The sequence below is a fragment of the Erwinia papayae genome, from assembly GCF_058241465.1.
The window spans coordinates 1146837-1166482 of sequence record NZ_JBZCHT010000009.1 but is presented as its reverse complement, the minus strand read 5'-3'; the positions used below and the strand labels follow the sequence as shown (position 1 = coordinate 1166482).

At 55.2% G+C, this 19646-nt stretch carries 18 protein-coding genes and 1 pseudogene; 14 read left to right on the top strand and 5 right to left on the bottom strand.

The window, feature by feature from the left end; genetic code table 11:
• The first annotated feature begins 301 nt into the window (after window positions 1-301).
• Window positions 302-1222, top strand: a complete 921-nt coding sequence (locus AC3RPL_RS10355) for an omptin family outer membrane protease (RefSeq protein ID WP_490739958.1) — start codon at window positions 302-304, stop codon at window positions 1220-1222.
• Between the two features lie 82 nt (window positions 1223-1304).
• Here the strand turns inward: AC3RPL_RS10355 and AC3RPL_RS10350 are convergent, their stop codons facing one another.
• Both AC3RPL_RS10350 and ydgT read right to left on the bottom strand, forming a co-directional pair.
• Window positions 1305-1745, bottom strand: a complete 441-nt coding sequence (locus AC3RPL_RS10350) for a DUF2569 domain-containing protein (protein WP_034936267.1) — start codon at window positions 1743-1745, stop codon at window positions 1305-1307.
• A gap of 77 nt (window positions 1746-1822) precedes the next feature.
• A complete protein-coding gene (gene ydgT, locus AC3RPL_RS10345; RefSeq protein ID WP_034936324.1) occupies window positions 1823-2038 on the bottom strand; it encodes a transcription modulator YdgT in 216 nt (71 codons plus the stop codon).
• A gap of 491 nt (window positions 2039-2529) precedes the next feature.
• On the opposite strand from ydgT, the gene ytfQ reads away from it, so the two are divergent.
• The 6 genes from ytfQ (at window position 2530) to AC3RPL_RS10315 (ending at window position 7694) form a co-directional block, all read left to right on the top strand.
• A complete protein-coding gene (gene ytfQ, locus AC3RPL_RS10340) occupies window positions 2530-3486 on the top strand; it encodes a galactofuranose ABC transporter, galactofuranose-binding protein YtfQ (protein ID WP_490739957.1) in 957 nt (318 codons plus the stop codon).
• A 59-nt stretch (window positions 3487-3545) separates the two neighbouring features.
• Window positions 3546-5072, top strand: a complete 1527-nt coding sequence (locus AC3RPL_RS10335; RefSeq protein ID WP_490739956.1) for a sugar ABC transporter ATP-binding protein — start codon at window positions 3546-3548, stop codon at window positions 5070-5072.
• A complete protein-coding gene (gene ytfT / locus AC3RPL_RS10330; protein ID WP_490739955.1) occupies window positions 5062-6084 on the top strand; it encodes a galactofuranose ABC transporter, ATP-binding protein YtfT in 1023 nt (340 codons plus the stop codon). The genes AC3RPL_RS10335 and ytfT overlap by 11 nt, the downstream gene beginning before the upstream one ends.
• Window positions 6077-7063: a galactofuranose ABC transporter, permease protein YjfF gene (yjfF, locus tag AC3RPL_RS10325; protein ID WP_490739954.1), complete on the top strand. Its 987-nt coding sequence runs from the start codon at window positions 6077-6079 to the stop codon at window positions 7061-7063. The genes ytfT and yjfF overlap by 8 nt, the downstream gene beginning before the upstream one ends.
• A gap of 348 nt (window positions 7064-7411) precedes the next feature.
• Window positions 7412-7516, top strand: coding sequence for a hypothetical protein (locus tag AC3RPL_RS10320; RefSeq protein WP_490739953.1), 105 nt, complete (start codon window positions 7412-7414; stop codon window positions 7514-7516).
• A 10-nt stretch (window positions 7517-7526) separates the two neighbouring features.
• Window positions 7527-7694, top strand: coding sequence for an antiterminator Q family protein (locus tag AC3RPL_RS10315; protein WP_490739952.1), 168 nt, complete (start codon window positions 7527-7529; stop codon window positions 7692-7694).
• Window positions 7695-8127: 433 nt separating this feature from the next.
• Here AC3RPL_RS10315 and AC3RPL_RS10310 read toward each other — a convergent pair whose 3' ends face one another.
• From AC3RPL_RS10310 to AC3RPL_RS10300, 3 genes are all read right to left on the bottom strand, one after another.
• Entirely contained in the window at window positions 8128-9126 is a 999-nt protein-coding gene (locus tag AC3RPL_RS10310; protein ID WP_490739951.1) for a hypothetical protein, read from the bottom strand.
• Window positions 9127-9534: 408 nt separating this feature from the next.
• Window positions 9535-11031: an L-arabinose isomerase gene (gene araA / locus AC3RPL_RS10305; protein ID WP_490739950.1), complete on the bottom strand. Its 1497-nt coding sequence runs from the start codon at window positions 11029-11031 to the stop codon at window positions 9535-9537.
• A gap of 9 nt (window positions 11032-11040) precedes the next feature.
• Window positions 11041-12723 carry a ribulokinase gene (locus AC3RPL_RS10300; RefSeq protein WP_490739949.1) on the bottom strand — a complete coding sequence of 561 codons (1683 nt, stop codon included), beginning with the start codon at window positions 12721-12723 and terminating at the stop codon, window positions 11041-11043.
• A 363-nt stretch (window positions 12724-13086) separates the two neighbouring features.
• Here AC3RPL_RS10300 and AC3RPL_RS10295 point away from each other — a divergent pair, with 363 nt between their 5' ends.
• The 7 genes and pseudogenes from AC3RPL_RS10295 (at window position 13087) to AC3RPL_RS10265 (ending at window position 19625) form a co-directional block, all read left to right on the top strand.
• Window positions 13087-14070 (top strand): arabinose ABC transporter substrate-binding protein, encoded by a 984-nt coding sequence (locus AC3RPL_RS10295; protein ID WP_034936294.1) that lies wholly within the window; start codon window positions 13087-13089, stop codon window positions 14068-14070.
• A 50-nt stretch (window positions 14071-14120) separates the two neighbouring features.
• The gene (gene araG, locus AC3RPL_RS10290) at window positions 14121-15644 is read left to right on the top strand and encodes an L-arabinose ABC transporter ATP-binding protein AraG (RefSeq protein WP_490739948.1); all 1524 of its coding nucleotides are present in this window, start codon (window positions 14121-14123) and stop codon (window positions 15642-15644) included.
• Between the two features lie 17 nt (window positions 15645-15661).
• The gene (araH, locus tag AC3RPL_RS10285) at window positions 15662-16651 is read left to right on the top strand and encodes an L-arabinose ABC transporter permease AraH (RefSeq protein ID WP_490739947.1); all 990 of its coding nucleotides are present in this window, start codon (window positions 15662-15664) and stop codon (window positions 16649-16651) included.
• Window positions 16652-16660: 9 nt separating this feature from the next.
• The gene (araC, locus tag AC3RPL_RS10280; RefSeq protein ID WP_034936298.1) at window positions 16661-17578 is read left to right on the top strand and encodes an arabinose operon transcriptional regulator AraC; all 918 of its coding nucleotides are present in this window, start codon (window positions 16661-16663) and stop codon (window positions 17576-17578) included.
• A 260-nt stretch (window positions 17579-17838) separates the two neighbouring features.
• Complete coding sequence (locus AC3RPL_RS10275) at window positions 17839-18159, top strand: superoxide dismutase (RefSeq protein ID WP_490739946.1); 321 nt, start codon at window positions 17839-17841, stop codon at window positions 18157-18159.
• A gap of 69 nt (window positions 18160-18228) precedes the next feature.
• A pseudogene (locus AC3RPL_RS10270) lies at window positions 18229-18702 on the top strand (recombinase family protein); the annotation flags it as partial.
• Window positions 18703-18797: 95 nt separating this feature from the next.
• Window positions 18798-19625, top strand: a complete 828-nt coding sequence (locus AC3RPL_RS10265) for a M23 family metallopeptidase (RefSeq protein ID WP_490739945.1) — start codon at window positions 18798-18800, stop codon at window positions 19623-19625.
• The last annotated feature ends 21 nt before the right edge of the window (window positions 19626-19646 follow it).

Genomic DNA, 19646 nt, shown 5'->3' with positions numbered 1-19646 from the left:
GGGATCGCCTGCCCGCATCGCTGCTGACCGGGTGAAAGAGTCCCGCTGCTCAGTGAAACACAGGGATGGCAAACAGGGGGGTTAAAGCAGCGCAAAACCGCGCACTTACTCTTTTACGTAAAACAACCTTTTTATTACGCAGGAAAGTTTTTATATTGTTTCGGGATTAACCGGGTTATTTAAAATAATAACGCGCACTGCGCGAGTTTACGTCGTAAGACAGGGTCATTTCATGGAGCAGCACTGTTTTTAGTAATATGGCGTTATAAAAAACTAAATATCACGACAGGAGCAGAGATTGATGAAAACGAATGCCGCTTTAACCGCCGTTACGTTATTTTTATCCTGTAGCGTACAGGCTGATAATAACAATACATTCGGAAAAATTAAAGCAAGCGCCGGGCTGGGCTGGCTGAGTGGCGAGTCAGGAGAATATGTTTACGGTGATGATGGAAATAAACAGAGCGAGCTGAAATGGAAAATTAAAAATACTGCCATCATTAAAGGCGATCTCTCCTGGGATGCGCTTCAGTGGCTGACGCTCAATGCCAGAGGTTGGGCAACGGTGGCCTCCAGCGGGTCGGCAATGGATGACTATGACTGGCAGACGCCGGGCCAGTCGCACTGGTCTGACTGGTCAACGCATCCGAATACGCGGTTAAATCATGCCAACGAATTCGATCTGAATGTCAAAGGCTGGCTGTTAAATGAACCGACATACCAACTTGGCGTCATGTTGGGTTATCAGCAAACCCGTTTCAGCTGGACGGCTTTTGGTGGCAGTTATAATTACGATAATGGTCAGGATATCGGTGAATTTCAGCGTGGCTCTCGTGGAATAGGGTATAAACAGCAGTTCAGCCTCCCTTATTTAGGTTTTGTCGGGCTGACGCGCTATGGCGATATTGAACTGACGGCGGCATTTAAATTCAGTCCCTGGGTCAGAGCAAAAGATAATGACGAGCATTATCAGCGGGCGCTGAGTTATCAGGAGAGAGGCAATAACTCAAACTACTATTCAGCCACGGCAGGGGCAGGCTACTACATTACCCCTGCGGCAAAGGTTTATCTGGAATTAAATTACAGTCGCTATGAGAAGGCCAGCGCCAGTACTTCTGTCACCGACAGGACGACAGGTGAAAATTACTCTCTCGGAGATGATTCAGCCGGCATCGCCAACAAGACCTTTGCGGTAACGTCCGGTCTGCAATATCAGTTCTGAGAAGGAAAAACATTCGCGAGGCTGTGGCCGTGTCTGGGAGTAAATACTCAGACACGGATATCGGCTGTGAGGAATCGTCGCTTCAGGGTTCGATAAAGGTGTTTTTAACCCGTTGCGACCGTGTGAAGTAAGGCACCAGCACTGCGGCGGCCAGCAGGGCAATCAGCAGGGTGCGAATCGCTGCGGCATCGCTGACCGGCGAAAAAGCAAAGGTTTTAATCGCCAGCAGTACGGTGACCAGCAGCCAGACAATGTACTGCTTCGGTAACCGCCGCGAACGCTTACAAAAAATCCACGTTACCCACAGGCTGTAGCACCAGACCAGTGCTGAAGTCAGCAGAGAAATGCCCCACTGTAGGGTAAAGGCATGGGTATTATTAAACAGGGCACTGCGCAGTTCCGGGTTAGCCAGAGCGCTCAGATACATTGCCATCACCAGCGCGCTGGTCAGTAAGGTCATCAGCAGCCAGGCGAGGGGAACCAGTAACAGTCCGGCGATGCGCGGTTTGGTTTCTGCCACGATATATCCTTTTCAAAAGTTGAATCTGACCGTTGATTGTGCAGACGGTCATGCAGGAGCGCGGCAGAATTATACGGAAATTACTTCACATAACGCCAGACCGACTTTGGCACCTGACCCGGATCGAACAGACGACCACCTGAGGTCAGTTCTGCGCGGCGGTGGTCTGCGGCACGGTACATATTGACAATTTCTGTGGTGTCGGTCAGCGAATAATTAAGATGATCGAACAGCTTTTCCAGCGTTTCCAGCGAACTCACTTTGCGAAACTTAAGCAAATAATCGTATACAGTCATCATAAAAGGTGCAGGCAGAATTAAGAGAGCCTAAGTATAGGGTGCACTGCGTTTATTTTCATAGGGATAAATAATAACAAGGCACTAAATTCAGACTCGGGCGTGATTCTTTGCAATTTTTTTCGTCTTCCATACGCTCTGTGTCTTGCATTCGCTCACTGACCACGGTGTGCTTCAGCTCACAGAATGGATAAACAGCCTGGCCGGAAAGCGTGATTTGTCGCAATGGCAGAAATTTACGTGGTGCTGTAATCGCTTTCATCGCCGATCGTCAATAAATACTTATCTTCATTACAGTTAATTAACATTTTTCGCCAGCAGATCGCCTGTTTTATCCATATGTCCTTGATCCAACAGTATTACTGTTACGGACCTGGCATTTCTTAACATCAGGAACTGTGAGCGAAGTCCAAAATGTTTTTTCTCCACCAGGCCAGACTTGTCAGGCGTTTAACCCTACAGAATTGAATCCCATCAGAGGAAAACTGCCCATGTGGAAGCGTTTACTGTTAACTACCCTCGTCAGCGCAGGTCTGTCGACCAGCGCGCTGGCAGAATCCCTTACGGTTGGTTTTTCGCAGGTTGGCTCGGAGTCGGGCTGGCGTGCGGCTGAAACCAGCGTCGCCAGAAGTGAAGCCGCAAAGCGTGGCATCACCCTGAAAATCGCCGATGGTCAGCAAAAGCAGGAGAATCAGATCAAAGCTGTCCGCTCGTTCATTGCTCAGGGTGTGGATGCCATTTTTATCGCCCCGGTGGTGCAGACCGGCTGGGAGCCGGTTCTTCAGGAAGCGAAAGAGGCAAAAATCCCGGTTTTCCTGCTTGACCGGGCCATTGTGGTAAAAGACAAATCGCTCTATATGGCGGTGGTGACCGCAGATAACGTCTATGAAGGCAAACTGATTGGTGACTGGCTGGTAAAAGAGCGTGCCGGTAAGCCCTGTAATGTGGTCGAGCTTCAGGGAACGGTGGGTGCCAGCGTGGCAATCGACCGCAAAAAAGGGTTTGCGGAAGCCATCGCTGCCGCACCGGGCATTAAAATTATCCGTTCCCAGTCGGGCGATTTTACCCGTAGTAAAGGTAAAGAGGTGATGGAGAGCTTTATCAAGGCGGAGAACAACGGCAAAAATATCTGCATGGTGTTTGCGCACAACGACGATATGGCGATTGGCGCCATCCAGGAAATTAAGGAAGCGGGCCTGAAGCCGGGGAAAGATATTCTGACCGGCTCCATTGACGGCGTGCCGGATATTTATAAAGCCATGCTGGCCGGCGAGGCCAATGCCAACGTCGAACTGACGCCGGATATGGCCGGACCGGCATTCGATGCGCTGGAGAAGTTTAAAAAAGACGGCACGCTGCCGGCTAAAATCATTAAAACCGAATCGCGACTCTGGCTCCCCGCCGATGCTCAGTCCCAGTTGAACAAGAAAAAAGACATGGGGTATTGAGCCACACGCCGTCGGGCCCGCCCGGCGGCTTTTTTTATCCTCACTGAGGTCTGGTGGTTATGCGAAATGACAGTTTATCCCGAGCGCCGCTGTTAACCATCAGCGGCGTCAGTAAAGCGTTTCCCGGCGTCAGGGCGTTGGACAACGTCTCATTTGATCTGCATCGCGGTGAAATTATGGCTCTGCTGGGTGAGAACGGTGCCGGGAAGTCCACGCTGATTAAAGTGCTGACCGGGGTTTATCGCCGTGACAGCGGCACGGTGATGCTGGCCGGTCAGGCGGTCAATGCGCAGAGCACCGCGCAGGCCCAGCAGGCGGGGATTGGCACGGTTTATCAGGAAGTTAACCTGCTGCCCAATATGTCGGTGGCCGATAATCTTTATATCGGACGTGAACCCCGACGGCTGGGACTGATTGATCGCCGGACGCTGATAAAAAACGCGCAAACGCTGTTAAGAAGCTATGGATTTGAGCTGGATGTCACCCGTCCGCTGGGACACTATTCGGTTGCCATGCAGCAGATTATCGCTATCTGCCGGGCAGTGGATCTTTCGGCGCAGGTGTTGATCCTGGATGAGCCCACCGCCAGCCTGGATGCGGGCGAAGTGGCGTTGCTGTTTACACTGATGAAGCAGCTAAAAGCAAAAGGAATGGGGCTGATTTTCGTCACTCACTTTCTCGATCAGGTTTACGCCGTCTGCGATCGGATTACCGTGCTGCGCAACGGTCAGTTTATCGCCACGCGACCCACCGCTGAGTTACCGCAGCTGGAGCTGATTAAACTGATGCTGGGACGTGAGCTGCTGGCGGGGGCGTTACAGTGGGCAGGGCGCACCCTCAGGCGCAATGAGCCGGTGGTGGAATTCAAAGATTACGGCAAAAAAGGCACCATCGAACCCTTCAGCCTGAGCGTGCGTCCCGGCGAAGCGGTCGGGCTGGCGGGCCTGCTGGGGTCCGGGCGGACCGAAACCGCCGAGCTGTTGTTTGGTATTAAATCCGCCGACAGCGGCAGCGCTTATATCAGGGGAAAAAAACAGGCCGTTCGCTCACCGGCGCAGGCTTCCCGGCTGGGCATGGGCTTTTGTCCGGAAGATCGCAAAACCGATGGCATCATTGGCGCGGCGTCGGTGCGGGAAAACATCATTCTTGCCCTCCAGGCGCAGCGCGGCTGGTTGCGACCAATCCGTCGACGCGAACAGCAACAGATTGCTGAACGTTTTATCAAACGGCTGGCTATCCGCACGCCGGATGCTGAGCAGCCGGTGGAGCTGCTTTCCGGCGGTAATCAACAGAAGGTGTTGCTCTCCCGCTGGTTGGTAACCCGACCGCAGTTTTTAATTCTGGATGAGCCAACCCGCGGGATTGATGTGGGCGCACACGCGGAAATTATCCGCCTGATTGAATCGCTTTGTGCCGACGGACTGGCGCTGCTGGTGATCTCATCAGAGCTGGAAGAATTGGTGGGCTATGCCGACCGGGTGCTGATCCTGCGTGACCGCCAGCAGGTGGCGGAGATCCCACTGGAGCAGTTATTGGTGGCCGCCATTGTCAATGCAATAGCAGAAGGAGGGGGGAGTGATGCCTGAATCTCAGGAAGTATCCGTTAAAGCGCCCCGCCCCGGGCGTAAGCTGCCTGCCGGACTGCCGCAGCTGGCGGCCCTGCTGCTGGTGCTGCTGGTCGACAGTCTGGTGGCAGACCATTTTTTTGCCATTCACCTGCAGGACGGTCGGCTGTTTGGCAGCCCGATTGATATTGTTAACCGGGCTGCACCGGTAGCCCTGCTGGCTGTTGGCATGACGCTGGTGATCGCCACCGGCGGCATCGATCTGTCGGTCGGCGCAGTGATGGCCATCGCCGGGGCCACGGCGGCGACGCTGACCGTCTCCGGCCACAGCCTGGCGTTTATTATCAGCGCGACGCTGGCGACCGGGCTGCTCTGTGGCCTGTGGAATGGTGTACTGGTGGCGGTACTGAAGATTCAGCCGTTTGTCGCCACCCTGATCCTGATGGTCGCCGGGCGCGGTATTGCGCAGCTGATCACTCAGGGCCAGATTGTCACCTTCGACAGTGAGTCGCTGGCCTGGCTGGGCAGTGGCACGCTGTGGCTGCTGCCGGTGCCAGTGTGGCTGACCCTGGTGATGGCGCTGCTGGTCTGGTTACTGACCCGTAAAACCGCGCTGGGGATGTTTATTGAGGCAGTGGGGATTAATCTGCGGGCTGCCCGCAATGCCGGGGTGACCAGCTGGCTGGTGGTAATGAGTTGTTACCTGCTGAGCGGCCTCTGTGCTGCGGTAGCCGGACTGATTGTTGCGGCGGATATTCGTGGGGCGGATGCCAATAACGCCGGACTCTGGCTGGAGCTGGATGCGATCCTCGCGGTGGTCATCGGCGGAGCATCGTTGCTGGGCGGACGTTTTAACCTGCTGCTGTCGCTAACGGGTGCTCTGATCATTCAGTCGATGAATACCGGGATTCTGCTGTCGGGATTTCCGCCAGAGCTGAATCAGGTGATTAAAGCCGTGGTGGTGCTGGTGGTGCTGTTAATTCAGTCACCGCGTTTTATCGCCATATTTAAAAGAGGGCGGAGAAATGATTAAACGGCATCTGCCATTGTTTATCACGCTGCTGGTGTTTGTGGTGGGTTACCTGTTCTGCCTCAGCCAGTATCACGGCTTCGCCTCCAGCAGAGTGATGGCGAATATCCTGACGGATAATGCTTTTCTGGGCATTATCGCGGTGGGGATGACCTTCGTTATTCTTTCCGGTGGCATCGATCTTTCGGTCGGCGCAACGGTGGCCTTCACTGGCGTGGTGCTGGCGCGAATGATCGGTGATTATCACCTTAATCCGTGGCTGGCATTTACGCTGGTGATGACCATCGGCTCAATTTTTGGTGCGCTGATGGGCTGGCTGATTGATGCGCTGAAGATCCCGGCATTTATCATCACCCTCGCCGGGATGTTTTTCCTGCGCGGATGCAGCTATCTGGTGGCGGAGAGTTCCCTGCCCATCGATCATCCGCTGTACGCCACACTCTCTTCGCTGGCGTGGACCATTCCGGGTGGCGGCAGACTGAGTCTGCTGGCGCTGGTGATGCTGCTGGTGGTGTTGCTCGGCATGGTGCTGGCTCACCGCAGTCGCTTTGGTAATCAGGTCTATGCCATCGGGGGCAATGCCACCTCGGCGCAGCTGATGGGGATCTCCACGCGCAGCACCACGGTGCGGATCTATATGCTGTCATCGGCGCTGGCGACGCTGGCCGGAATTGTCTTTTCTGTTTACACCTCATCGGGCTATGCGCTGGCGGGCATGGGAGTGGAACTGGACGCCATTGCCTCGGTGGTGATTGGCGGCACGCTGCTGTCAGGCGGGGTGGGAACCGTGCTGGGTACGCTGTTTGGCGTGCTGATTCAGGGGCTGATCCAGACCTGGATCAATTTCGACGGTACGCTGAGTTCCTGGTGGACGCGGATTGCCGTCGGGGTGCTGCTGTTTGCCTTTATCGCCCTGCAACGCCTGCTCAGCGTGCTCTGGGACCGGCAACAGAATGCGCCGGTAAAACGGCTACCCGGATGATAAAGAGCGCGGCTGCTTATCTGTCTTTAACCGATGTGGTACTGCAAAAAGGGCATCCCGCCGGATGCCCATCTTTCGAAATCATATTTCATGCTGCCATCACGGCTGCGCCAGATTTCGACTGGTTTTTTTCAGCAAGCGCTGATTTTTCCGCCACAACAGGTTCCCCCGTAAACGTATGCAAATTACGATTGCGGATTATTAAAGGTTGTCAGTCGGGTTATTACTAACACAAAAAATTACGTCAGATGTGGACTTCATCATGCGCGATATTCAGATGGTGCCAGAGCGTTTGGCCAGCTGGTCAAAAAACGTATTAAAAGTGAGGTTGGATATTCAGCAATAACCGTGGTGTTTAAGTGTCTGCTGCCTGAGAATGGCAGCGACGTTAGTTACACAGACAATGACGCGATGATTGTTGATACCTGTGTGGGCAGACTAAAGCAAAAGTGACCGGATAAATATGCTTGCTGGTGGACCACTTCATCCGGGATATTTCCAGCCGGGGGCGAGCAGAAAGCTTAAGCTGTCAGAGGGCATGATCCGGATTAAGTTTCAGATGGCTGAGGGATTTATCGACGAGTGTCTTACGATGCTGGATGTAGCGCTGGAGATGGACAGTAGCTATTAGAGATAGAAGCCCACACTGTTGTGGGCTTTTAAATCTACGTAATTACCATTTTTATCAAACTCATTACAACAAAAACCGCATACAAGGATAGGGCTGAAATTGAAAGGTAATAATACTTATCTATCCATCTTGTGAAGCTTATATCAACACTTCGAAGGAATTCGGAAACGGCAATCCGTTCTTTCGGTTGGAAAATTATTTTTTTACCTTTTCTGAGTCTTGAGAAAAAGTAAGACATTCCAAAAGATCCAAAGAAACCCATTGACCCGTAAAATTTATACAGTGGTGGTAGTTCAAATTCACTATCGCGATAAATGGATAACAAAGTGTTGTATTTTTTGTTATTTATAGAAAAAATCACAAACTGTAAAACAGTAATAAAGAAAGGGATGATGGCACACCCCATAGCCAGATAAAAAAAATATTTTTCATGCTATTCTAACCAAAGGTTCATAATATAATTGCTTGCTGAACCAGCAACAGCCCCACCGACTAACGAACCCACAGCAGCACAAGCAACGCCTCCCGCACCAGCGGTGACTATGCCGACCACAACGCAAACTCCCATCCCAGCGGATGCTCCCAAAGTACCCCCAGCCATGCCAGCAAATGTACCGCTTGTGAATTTAGCATATTCTTTGAAAGCTATTTTGCTACATTCACTCTCACGCCCGGTCGTGCAGGCATTCACCACTTCATTGGTCGTTCCGGCAAAAGAAAATCCAATGCCAATATACCCACCGGCCTTAAGGAACCTTGCCGCTCTGGCCGCATTACCCACATAGTAAGAATAACCGGGAATGCCACCCAGTCCCGCTGTTGACCACTCATGCACAATGGATTTACTCGACAGGTTTAACGCCCGCTTCAGATTCTCATACTGGCGGAATTTAACCGTATAGCGGGCCAGCGATTTTAACAGCGGCTTGTTGACCAGCTCTTTTAACTGATTCAACAGCTGATTGCGCTCAACAAAAAATTGTTGGCTAATCAGCGTTCCCTGAGTGCGGAACTGATTCTGATAGCTGACCTCAATTTTTTTCAGTGTCTGCTCAATGGCCCTGAAATAGCGTTCACCGGCATCACCTGCGGTGCTGAAAATCTTGTCCCCGGCACCGGTCAGTGCGGCAATCAGCCCGTAATGCTTTTGCATAAAGCGGGCGTCGTCGCCGTTGACGCCGGTAAAGGCGCGGTTGGTGCTATTTTTCGCCTGTCTGAGCGAATGCAGCATATGCATTGTAAGCTGAGCAGGCGTCTCCGGGTCGGCCACAATCAGGATCTGTCCGGCTTTCAGATACTGCGTATCCGCATTGAGTTTCATAAAAAGCTGGGAAGCGGGGGAGCGAATATCCCTGAACAGTTCCCGCGCCTGATAATCCAGCGAGCCGGGTCGATTCACCACACAATATCCGGGGGCTATGTTACGCACCATGATTCCTTTCTCCGTGCGTTATTAATTAACGTTGATGATTGCCGTCAATGGCAGTATCAGAGGTGTCGAAAAAGCTGCGGTAAATATAAATAATCCCGCTGCGTTACGCAAAAAGTGTTCTGACCCGGCCAGGGGGGACGACGCCTGGCGATATCAGGCTTAAATTCGGGGATACCCACAAATGGTCCGGGACGGACCGCCTCAGATACATTGACGGCAAACAGGTGACTCAGGAGGGGGATGAATATCCGGACAAATCGCGGGGGAGGCGGCGTACAAACCATTTCCGGTCAGGCCTTTGCCGAACGGCAATCCCCGCGCGATGAAAAGGGCATCCCGCAGGATGCCCTTAAAGATAACGCCATTGTGTCAATACCTCTGAACGGTCAGGCTCCGCTGCGCGGCGGCTTAACGCTGATTCAGCCGGTAATACGCCTCGTTCCAGCGCAGCGCATCCTTAAAGCCATGCAGCGTGGTTTCTTCGTCGATCACCAGCACCTCAATGCCATGCATCTCGCCATACTGGCGCATATCGTCCACGGTCAGTGCCTGGCTGAACACCGTGTGGTGCGCGCCACCGCCCAGTATCCAGCTTTCTGATGCGGTCGCCAGTGAGGGCTGCGCTTTCCACAGGGCGCGGGCGACCGGCAGCTTCGGCAGCGCCTGCGGCTGCTCGATAGCGTCCACCACATTGACCAGCAGGCGGAAACGGTCGCCCATATCAATCACGCTGGCATTGACCGCACGTCCGGCAGGCGTGGAGAAGATCAGCCTGGCCGGATCGGCCTTGCCACCAATGCCCAGATACTGCACGTCAATCAGCGGACGGGCCTGCAACGCAATGGAAGGGCAGACCTCCAGCATATGCGACCCCAGCACCAGCTCATTACCGGGCGCGAAATGATAGGTGTAATCCTCCATAAATGAGGTGCCCCCCGGCAGACCGGTTGCCATCACCTTAAAAATGCGGAGCAGCGCGGCGGTTTTCCAGTCGCCTTCTCCGGCAAAGCCATAGCCCTGGGCCATCAGGCGCTGTACCGCCAGACCGGGCAACTGCGTCATGCCATGCAGCGTCTGAAAATTAGTGGTGAACGCCATGCAGCCTTCATCCTGCAAAAAGCGCTTCAGGCCCAACTCGATCCGCGCCGCATCCAGCACGTTCTGCCGCTTCTCGCCGTTGACCGCAGTGGCGGCGGTAAAGTCATACAGCGTTTCATATTCATCGACCAGCGCGGTGACGTCGCCGTCGCTGATACCGTTAATGACCTCAACCAGATCACCCACGCCCCAGCCGTTTACCGCGTAACCAAACTGGATCTGCGCAGACACTTTATCGCCTTCCGTCACCGCCACGTCGCGCATGTTGTCGCCAAAACGCGCCACCTTAAGCGTCTGACTGGCCTGTTTCGCCGCCGCCGCCCGCATCCATTTCGCCAGTCGGGCCTGAGCGTTTTTATCCTGCCAGTGACCGGTTATCACACTGTGCGCCTGGCGCATCCGCGCACCGATAAAGCCAAACTCACGCCCGCCGTGTGCCGTCTGGTTCAGGTTCATAAAGTCCATATCCATGCTGTCCCACGGGATCTCGGCGTTGAACTGGGTATGGAACTGCAACAGCGGCTTATGCAGAATCGACAGGCCACCAATCCACATCTTCGCGGGTGAAAAGGTGTGCAGCCAGGTGACAAGACCCAGACAATCCTGTGCATGGTTGGCATCCCGACACAGGGCCAGCGCCTCATCCGGGCTTTTTACCAGCGGTTTAAGAAGCAGGGTGAAGGGCAGGTTACCTTCGCGGTTAAGGCCGTCAACCACCTGTTGCGCATGGTGTTCCACCTGTTGCAGCGTCTGCTGGCCATACAGATGCTGCGTGCCAATCACAAACCAGACGTTATGCTGAGCCATAGATTCTCCTTAAATTGTTGACGGGGTGGCGGCGAACAGAGGTTCCGACGCTTCACACCACTGAAGGTAACGCTGATAGAGTTGCTGCCAGCTGGCGACACGCGTCGCATCTGGCTGAAGCGTGGTGGCGACAGGGCTGGCCATGTTTTGCTGTGCGGCAGGCACATTGGTATAGACCCCGGCGGCAACGGCGGCAAAAATTGCTGCTCCCAGTGCGCAGCATTCATCGGAGGCGACGATATCCAGCGGCCGGTTCATCACATCGCAACACACCTGCATAATTGCCGGTGATTTACGCGTAATACCGCCCAGCGTCAGCAGGTTTTCCACCGGAACAGACTGCCGTTCAAAGCACTCCATAATCGCCCGTGCGCCAAACGCGGTCGCCGCGATAAAACCGCCGAACAGCGCCGGGGCATCGGTGCCAAGATTCACGCCGCTGATCACCCCCTGCAAACGCTGATTGGCAAACGGGGTGCGGCGACCGTTGAACCAGTCGAGCACCACCGGCAGATTTTCCAGCTGCGGATCGGCGGCCCAGCTGCGGGTCAGATCGTTGAGCAGACCGTGCTGAATCTCCGCCAGTTCCGCCGCCAGCTGAGGATGTCGCTCCGCCGCCTGCACCAGCGGCCAGCTCAGCAGGCGACTGAACCAGGCATACATATCGCCAAACGCTGACTGGCCGGCTTCCAGCCCGATCATGCCGGGGATGACGCTGCCGTCCACCTGTCCGCAGATCCCTTCAATGGCCCGGCCCGCAATGCGTTGCGGATCGGCAATCAGAATGTCGCAGGTGGAGGTGCCAATGACTTTGACCAGGGTGTATGGCCCGGCTCCCGCGCCAACGGCCCCCATATGGCAGTCAAAGGCACCGCCGGAAAGGGTCACGTTCTGATGCAGCCCCAGGCGCGCCGCCCATTCAGCGGTCAGCCTGCCAACCGGGACGTCAGCGGTCCAGGTTTCCGTAAACAACGGCACGTCGAGATGGCGGGTAAGCAGCGGGTCCAGCGCGTCGAGAAATGCTTTCGGCGGCAGCCCCTGCCAGTCCGGGTGCCATAAGGATTTATGTCCGGCGGCACAGCGCCCCCGGCGAATCTCTGACGGGGCGGTGGTGCCACTGAGCAGCGCCGGCACCCAGTCGCACAGTTCCACCCAGGAGACGGCGGCCGCGCGCACCGCGGCGTCTTCCCGGCTGACGTGCAGGATCTTGGCCCAGAACCATTCAGATGAATAAATGCCGCCGATAAAACGCGAATAGTCTTCAAACTGGCCGCTGTGACAGAGAGCAGTGATCTCCTCCGCTTCTTTAATCGCGGTGTGATCTTTCCACAGCACGAACATGGCATTGGGGTTGTCAGCGAATTCAGGGCGCAGCGCCAGAACGTTACCGTCGCGGTCGATGGGGGCCGGGGTGGAACCGGTGGAATCAACGCCAATACCCACCACATTCTGGCGCTGCGCGGGCGACATTTTCGTGACAACGTCACATATGGCCCGTTCCAGCGCGTCAATATAGTCCTGGGGATGATGGCGAAACTGATTGCGTCGGCTCTGGCAGTACAGGCCCTGCTGCCAGCGCGGGTAAGTCACCACGCAACTGTACAGCTCCCGACCGCTGGCACACTCCACCGCCAGCGCACGTACCGAATCACTGCCAAAATCCAGCCCGATGGTAATGGCTTCCCTCTGCATGATGTTTTCTCCAGCCGCTCAGTGTCTGATGTCTCATTACCCTAAGAATTGTCAGCAACAGGCGTTAGGAAGGGGACGCTGCAAATATGCACTTTTCTGTCATTTGCGCAGCTTTTGTGATGGGCTTCAAATGTTAAAAGGAGGTTAATATGGCTGAATGCATGGATAATTCAGCTGGAATCTCAGGGTGTGATAGCGCTCTCCCTTTCGCTGCCAGCTTACCGCTAAAACTAATGCATTCCGGCATCTGTGGCACTGTTCAGGTGCGGAAATAGCGGAATTACAGTTGTTTAAGTTCTCAGCATCGCCAATGTTACCGTTTACATCACACCGCAAAAAGCGGGTACTGAGCCGGAGAGCCTCATGCACAAAATTACTCACGCGCTGGCCGCGATTGGCCTCGCCACCCTTATGTCACATTCAGCTATCGCCGACACCATGAAGTTGGGTTTTCTGGTTAAACAACCGGAAGAACCCTGGTTCCAGACCGAATGGCGATTCGCTGACAAGGCCGGAAAAGAGATGGGCTTTGAAGTGATCAAAATCGCCGTCCCGGACGGTGAAAAAACCCTTAATGCTATCGACAGTCTGGCGGCCAGCGGCGCGAAAGGCTTTGTTATCTGTACGCCCGACCCGAAACTTGGCTCTGCCATCGTGGCAAAAGCCCGCAGCTATGACCTGAAGGTGATTGCGGTTGACGACCAGTTTGTCACCGCGAAGGGCAAACCGATGGATACCGTACCGCTGGTGATGATGGCGGCGACCAAAATCGGTGAGCGTCAGGGACAGGAGCTGTACAAAGAGATGCAGAAGCGCGGCTGGGATGCGAAGGACACCGGGGTGATGGCGATCACTGCCGATGAGCTGGACACCGCACGTCGTCGTACCTCCGGCTCGATGGATGCGCTGAAAGCAGCGGGTTTCCCGGCGGCGCAAATCTATAAAGTGCCGACCAAATCCAATGATATTCCCGGTGCCTTTGATGCCGGTAACTCACTGCTGGTGCAGCACCCGCAGGTGAAACACTGGCTGATTGTCGGCATGAATGACAACACCGTGCTGGGTGGCGTTCGCGCTACCGAAGGTCAGGGTTTTAAAGCACCGGATGTCATCGGCATTGGCATTAACGGGGTGGATGCGGTGAGCGAACTGTCAAAAGGCCAGGCCACCGGCTTCTACGGTTCACTGCTGCCCAGCCCCGACGTGCATGGCTACAAGAGTATCCAGATGCTCTACAACTGGGTAACCAAAGGGGCTGAACCGGCGAAATTTACTGAAGTGACGGATGTGGTGCTGATTACCCGCGAAAACTTCAAAACCGAACTGGCTAAAAAAGGCCTGATGTAGCAGCGGAAGGGTCGTCTTTAAGGCGGCCCGTCACCTTTGCAGGAGGAGTGATGAGCACACAACCCCCTTATCTGAGTTTTCACGGTATCGGCAAAACCTTTCCCGGTGTGAAGGCTTTGCAGGATATCAGTTTTACCTGTGAGGCCGGACAGGTTCACGCGCTGATGGGTGAAAACGGTGCCGGAAAATCGACGCTGCTGAAGATCCTCAGCGGCAGCTACCGGCCTGACAGCGGTGAAATCCGTCTGAAAGGCGAGCCTGTCAGCTTCGGTCATACCACCGATGCGTTGGACGCCGGGGTGGCGATTATCTATCAGGAGCTGCACCTGGTGCCGGAAATGTCGGTGGCCGAGAATATTTATCTGGGGCAACTGCCACAGCGGGCCGGACTGGTTAACCGCAGGCTGTTGCGCTATGAAGCCGGTCAACAGCTGGCGAATCTGGGTATGGATATCGATCCGGACACGCCGCTGAAAGCGCTGTCGCTGGGACAGTGGCAGATGGTGGAGATTGCCAAGGCGCTGGCGCGTAATGCCAAAGTGATCGCCTTTGACGAGCCGACCAGCTCACTCTCCGCGCGTGAAATTGAGCACCTGTTCCGGGTGATCCGCAAACTGCGCGATCTGGGAAGAGTGGTGTTGTACGTCTCACACCGGATGGAAGAAATTTTTGCGCTGAGCGATGCCATCACCGTGTTTAAAGACGGGCGCTATGTGCGCACCTTCAGTGATGTGGCGAATACCAGCCATGACCAGCTGGTGCAGGCAATGGTGGGCCGGGAAATTGGCGATATCTATGGCTATGCGCCGCGTCAGACCGGAGAGGTGCGGCTGAAACTGGATCGGGTACAGGCGAAGGGCGTGCGGATGCCGGTTTCGCTCAGCGTGCGCGCCGGGGAAATTGTGGGTCTGTTTGGGCTGGTAGGCGCGGGGCGCAGCGAGCTGATGAAAGGGCTGTTTGGCGCGACCAGGCTTACCGGCGGCGAACTCTGGCTGGATGGCGAGAAGCTGACGATTCGCGAACCGGCGCACGCTATTCGTGCCGGGATCCTGCTTTGCCCGGAAGATCGCAAAGCGGATGGCATCATTCCGGTGCATTCGGTGCGCGACAATATCAATATCAGCGCCCGGCGCAATAACCTGACCGCCGGCTGTCTGATCAACAATCAGTGGGAGAGTGAAAATGCGGCCAGACACATCCGTGCGCTGAATATCAAAACGCCGTCCGCCGACCAGGCGATTATGAACCTTTCCGGCGGCAATCAGCAGAAGGCGATCCTCGGCCGCTGGCTGTCGGAAGAGATGAAGGTGGTTCTGCTCGACGAGCCCACCAGGGGAATCGACGTTGGGGCGAAACATGAAATCTACAACGTCATTTATGCGCTGGCGGAAAAGGGCATTGCGGTGCTGTTTGCTTCCAGTGACCTGACTGAAGTGATGGGGCTGGCCGACCGCATTGTGGTGATGCGCGAAGGGGAAATTGCCGGTGAGCTGAGCCATGAGGAAGCCACCGAAGCCCTGACCCTGAGCCTCGCCATGCCTGTAACCACCCAACAAACTGCCGCTGTGGCCTGAATCACAGGAGATCTTTTATGTCATCTTCCACCACGTCTTCTGTACCGTCAGCAACCCCCTCTGCCCGCGTCAATCTGAGCCGTATCTGGGATAATTTCGGTATGCTGGTGGTGTTCGCCGTACTGTTTATCGGCTGTAGCCTGTTTGTGCCGAATTTTGCCACCCTGATCAATATGAAAGGCCTGGGGCTGGCCATGTCGATGTCCGGCATGGTGGCTTGCGGAATGCTGTTCTGCTTGGCCTCCGGCGATTTTGATCTGTCGGTCGCCTCGGTGATTGCCTGCGCCGGGGTGACCACCGCCGTGGTTATCAACCTGAGTGAAAGCCTGTGGATCGGTGTGGTTGCCGGTTTACTTCTGGGGGTGGTCTGCGGCTTTATTAACGGTTTTGTCATCGCGAAGCTGAAAATCAACGCGCTGATCACCACGCTCGCCACCATGCAGATTGTGCGTGGGCTGGCCTATATTTTCTCCGACGGCAAGGCGGTGGGGATTGAAGATGAGCGTTTTTTTGCGCTGGGCTATGCCAACTGGCTTGGCGTACCAGCACCGGTCTGGCTGACCATCGGCACCATGGTGATTTTTGGCTTCCTGCTGAACAGAACCACCTTTGGTCGCAACACGCTGGCAATCGGTGGTAATGAAGAAGCGGCCAGACTGGCCGGGGTGCCGGTGGTGCGCACCCGTATTATCATCTTTATCCTTTCCGGACTGGTATCGGCGGCGGCGGGTATTATCCTTGCCTCCAGGATGACCAGCGGCCAGCCGATGACCTCTCTTGGCTATGAGCTGATCGTTATTTCGGCCTGCGTGCTGGGCGGCGTATCGCTGAAAGGCGGTATCGGTAAAATTTCCTACGTGGTAGCCGGGGTGTTGATCCTTGGCACGGTAGAGAACGCGATGAACCTGTTGAATATTTCACCGTTTTCCCAGTATGTGGTGCGTGGCCTGATATTGTTAGCTGCCGTTATTTTTGACCGATACAAACAGAAAGCCAAATCAGCCTGAGGTAACGTTATGTATCATCGTTCAGCGCCTGCGGCGCAGTCCAATCCGTTGTTGCCCGGTTACCCTTTTAACGCCTGGCTGGTGGCCGGGTTGACGCCGATTAATGCCGGGGACACGCTTGACTTTTTTATCGACCGGCCACAAGGCATGAAGGGCTACATTATCAACCTGACCATCCGGGGCCGGGGGCAGGTATTCAGCGGTGAGGATGCTTTTGACTGTGAGCCGGGTGACCTGCTGCTGTTCCAGCCAAAAACGCCGCATTATTATGGCCGCGCCGCGCAGAGTGACTGCTGGCATCATCGCTGGATCTATTTTCGTCCGCGCGCCTACTGGAGTGACTGGCTGGTGTGGCAGGATGAGACCCGGGGGGTTGGCCGTTTAAGACTGCCGGAACGGCTGCGGGGCGAGTTCGAGCGGCTGTTTGCCAGCATTGAGCAGACGCACACCTCCGGACGCCGTTTTGCCGAGGAGCTGGCGATGAACCTGCTGGAAAGGCTGCTGCTGCGGGCGGTAGAGGAAGATCCGCGCAGCCGCCAGCAGGTACGGGATCCAAGGGTGATCGAGGCCTGCCAGTATGTCACCAGCCACCTGGCGGGCGAATTAAAGATCGATGAAGTAGCCAGTCACGTCTGTCTGTCGCCGTCGCGGCTGGCGCATCTGTTTCGTGAGCAGATGGGCGTGAATCTGCTGCGCTGGCGTGAGGATCAGCGGGTGATCCGCGCCAGGCTGCTGTTACAGACCACCCAGGAACCCATTGCCACCATTGGCCGACTGGTGGGCTATGACGATCAGCTCTACTTTTCCAGGGTGTTTCGCAAACGGGTGGGGGTGAGTCCCAGTGATTTCCGTCGCCGGATGCGCGATGCCCATGATGCGCTGGTGGCAGAAGAAACCTGGGATTTACCCGCCAGCGCCAGCGGTTAAGCAGGCCTGTTATCATGCTGGCTTATTAATGTGGCTGCCCGCCTGCTGGCGGGTTGCCACGGTCTTTCTGGCGTGTTGCAAACCGCCGGGTCGCTGACCAGTTAACAGGCGGCGAATCAGCTCTGATTATATCGCCTGTTGTCTGCGGGATTATTAGATACAGGCTAAAACTTCTTAAGCCAGTGGTGACCTAATCTTACTGAAATCGTTAACTTATAATTCCTGTCTCTTTCCTTTAACGACTGAGTTCAGGAGACTGAATGCGCATTTTATGTCTGGATATTCCCGCTTCCGGCACGACGCCGGAAAAATATTCCCCTCATCTGCTTTCTGAAGTGCTGCACGCCTGGGCGCTGTATAAATCCGGCATCATCCGGGATATCTATTACCGGCAGGACAGGCCCGGCGTGGCGATTTTCCTTGAGTGTGAAAACCTTGATCAGGCTGTCAGCGTGATGGGCGAGTTTCCACTGGCAAAGGCGGGTTTGCTGACTTTTGAGTATATTCCTCTCGGTTCCTTCGCTAACTGGGAAAACCTCTTTGCCGCAGAATTCAGGGCTCCACAGGGCGCTCAAAAATGAATTTTGCCAGCAGAACTGTGCTCTGTGTGGTGAACAGCCGCCCGCTCAAAGGTGCATCCGGCGTGCCGACGGGTTTTTACCGACAAGGCATCCGGCAGTTCAGCCGACCGGGAAGGGCTGGATCTGCTGCGCATGAAGGTGGAGGAAGGCGACGTCATTCTGGTAAAGAAACTTGACCGCCTTGACCGCCTTGACCGCCTTGGCCGCGATACCGCCGATATGATCCAGCTGATAAAGGAGTTCGACGCCCAGGGCGTGGCCGTCCGGTTTATGGATGACGGGATCAGTACCGACGGCGACATGGGAAAAATGGTGGTGACCATCCTGTCCGCCGTAGCCCAGGCCGAGCGCCGCAGAATACTGGAACGCACGAATGAGGGTCGCGAGGACGCGAAGCTGAAAGGCATCCGGTTTGGCCGCAGGCGCACAATCGACAGAAACAGCGTGCTGGCGCTTCACAGTAAGGGCACGGGGGCAACGGTAATCGCCCGGCAGCTCGGGATTGCGCGCTCCACGGTGTATAAAATTCTGAGTGAGACATAACGATTCCGGCGTTTCTCTGTTCCTGCTCAACGTTTGTTTAAATAAGGGCCGGTATCCTGCCTTATCTTAAATTTCAGAAAAGACAGGAAGTCATCATGATAATCAGCCCGCCGTTTGTCCGCCCCCGGAACGCCGGAGAAAGTGACGCGTCATGGGTCAGCAGAATGATGCCTGTAGATATCAACAAGGACTTCCCGCTCAACAGACACGCATCGTGGCATGGAGGCGTGCACGTTCTCCATACTGACCGCACTGAGGAAGGGTACGACCGCATTGAGTTTGTCCGCGCCATCGCGGACGGAGTGGTGGTCTCCTGTCGCTCGCCGTCCTCCACAGACCGCCGCGATGTCTTTCCGCTGAATTACAATGGCAGGACGGATGACGGCTATGTCCTGCTAAAGCATGAAACCGATATAGGTGAAAACTGCAGCGTCGTGTACTACTCCCTGTACATGCATCTCCGGGAGCGGCTGGACCCCGCCATCAGGGACGGAGCCAGAGTCTGGCGCAAGGATCGCATCGGGCAGAGCGGTACGGTGGATAACGTGAACGCCTTTCACTTTCAGGTGTTCTGTGACAACGAAAACATGCTGAAACTGACCGGGCGCACCACGCCTGAACTCGATATATCACGTGATGGCAGAACCGACACCTTATACGGCGATATTCATTTTTATCTGCCTACCGGTACACACTTTTATGAATCAGTACCCGACGCGGGCTCACCGGGCACGGACCACCTGAATCCCGTTCATACCAGTACCGGACCACTGTTTGTCAGTATGACCTTCGAAAAAGGCGACTGTACGATGGTCACCCGCAGACAGAACGCCATCACGGAGCCACTTTTCGATACCGTGGAAGAGCCGCTGGTGAATACTGATGCCAGTCAGACTGATGACATAAGTAAGCGTCTTATTTAGACCGTCTGTCCGGTTGTCTCC

Bases quoted from the DNA above. Each gene is read 5' to 3' on its own strand.
- araC (WP_034936298.1), top strand. From the start codon at position 16,661: ATGTATCATCGTTCAGCGCCTGCGGCGCAGTCCAATCCGTTGTTGCCC.
- ydgT (WP_034936324.1), bottom strand. From the start codon at position 2,038: ATGACTGTATACGATTATTTGCTTAAGTTTCGCAAAGTGAGTTCGCTG.
- AC3RPL_RS10335 (WP_490739956.1), top strand. From the start codon at position 3,546: ATGCGAAATGACAGTTTATCCCGAGCGCCGCTGTTAACCATCAGCGGC.
- AC3RPL_RS10295 (WP_034936294.1), top strand. From the start codon at position 13,087: ATGCACAAAATTACTCACGCGCTGGCCGCGATTGGCCTCGCCACCCTT.
- ytfQ (WP_490739957.1), top strand. From the start codon at position 2,530: ATGTGGAAGCGTTTACTGTTAACTACCCTCGTCAGCGCAGGTCTGTCG.
- yjfF (WP_490739954.1), top strand. From the start codon at position 6,077: ATGATTAAACGGCATCTGCCATTGTTTATCACGCTGCTGGTGTTTGTG.
- AC3RPL_RS10315 (WP_490739952.1), top strand. From the start codon at position 7,527: ATGCTTGCTGGTGGACCACTTCATCCGGGATATTTCCAGCCGGGGGCG.
- AC3RPL_RS10300 (WP_490739949.1), bottom strand. From the start codon at position 12,723: ATGCAGAGGGAAGCCATTACCATCGGGCTGGATTTTGGCAGTGATTCG.
- araH (WP_490739947.1), top strand. From the start codon at position 15,662: ATGTCATCTTCCACCACGTCTTCTGTACCGTCAGCAACCCCCTCTGCC.
- araG (WP_490739948.1), top strand. From the start codon at position 14,121: ATGAGCACACAACCCCCTTATCTGAGTTTTCACGGTATCGGCAAAACC.
- AC3RPL_RS10275 (WP_490739946.1), top strand. From the start codon at position 17,839: ATGCGCATTTTATGTCTGGATATTCCCGCTTCCGGCACGACGCCGGAA.
- AC3RPL_RS10355 (WP_490739958.1), top strand. From the start codon at position 302: ATGAAAACGAATGCCGCTTTAACCGCCGTTACGTTATTTTTATCCTGT.
- AC3RPL_RS10310 (WP_490739951.1), bottom strand. From the start codon at position 9,126: ATGGTGCGTAACATAGCCCCCGGATATTGTGTGGTGAATCGACCCGGC.
- AC3RPL_RS10265 (WP_490739945.1), top strand. From the start codon at position 18,798: ATGATAATCAGCCCGCCGTTTGTCCGCCCCCGGAACGCCGGAGAAAGT.
- araA (WP_490739950.1), bottom strand. From the start codon at position 11,031: ATGGCTCAGCATAACGTCTGGTTTGTGATTGGCACGCAGCATCTGTAT.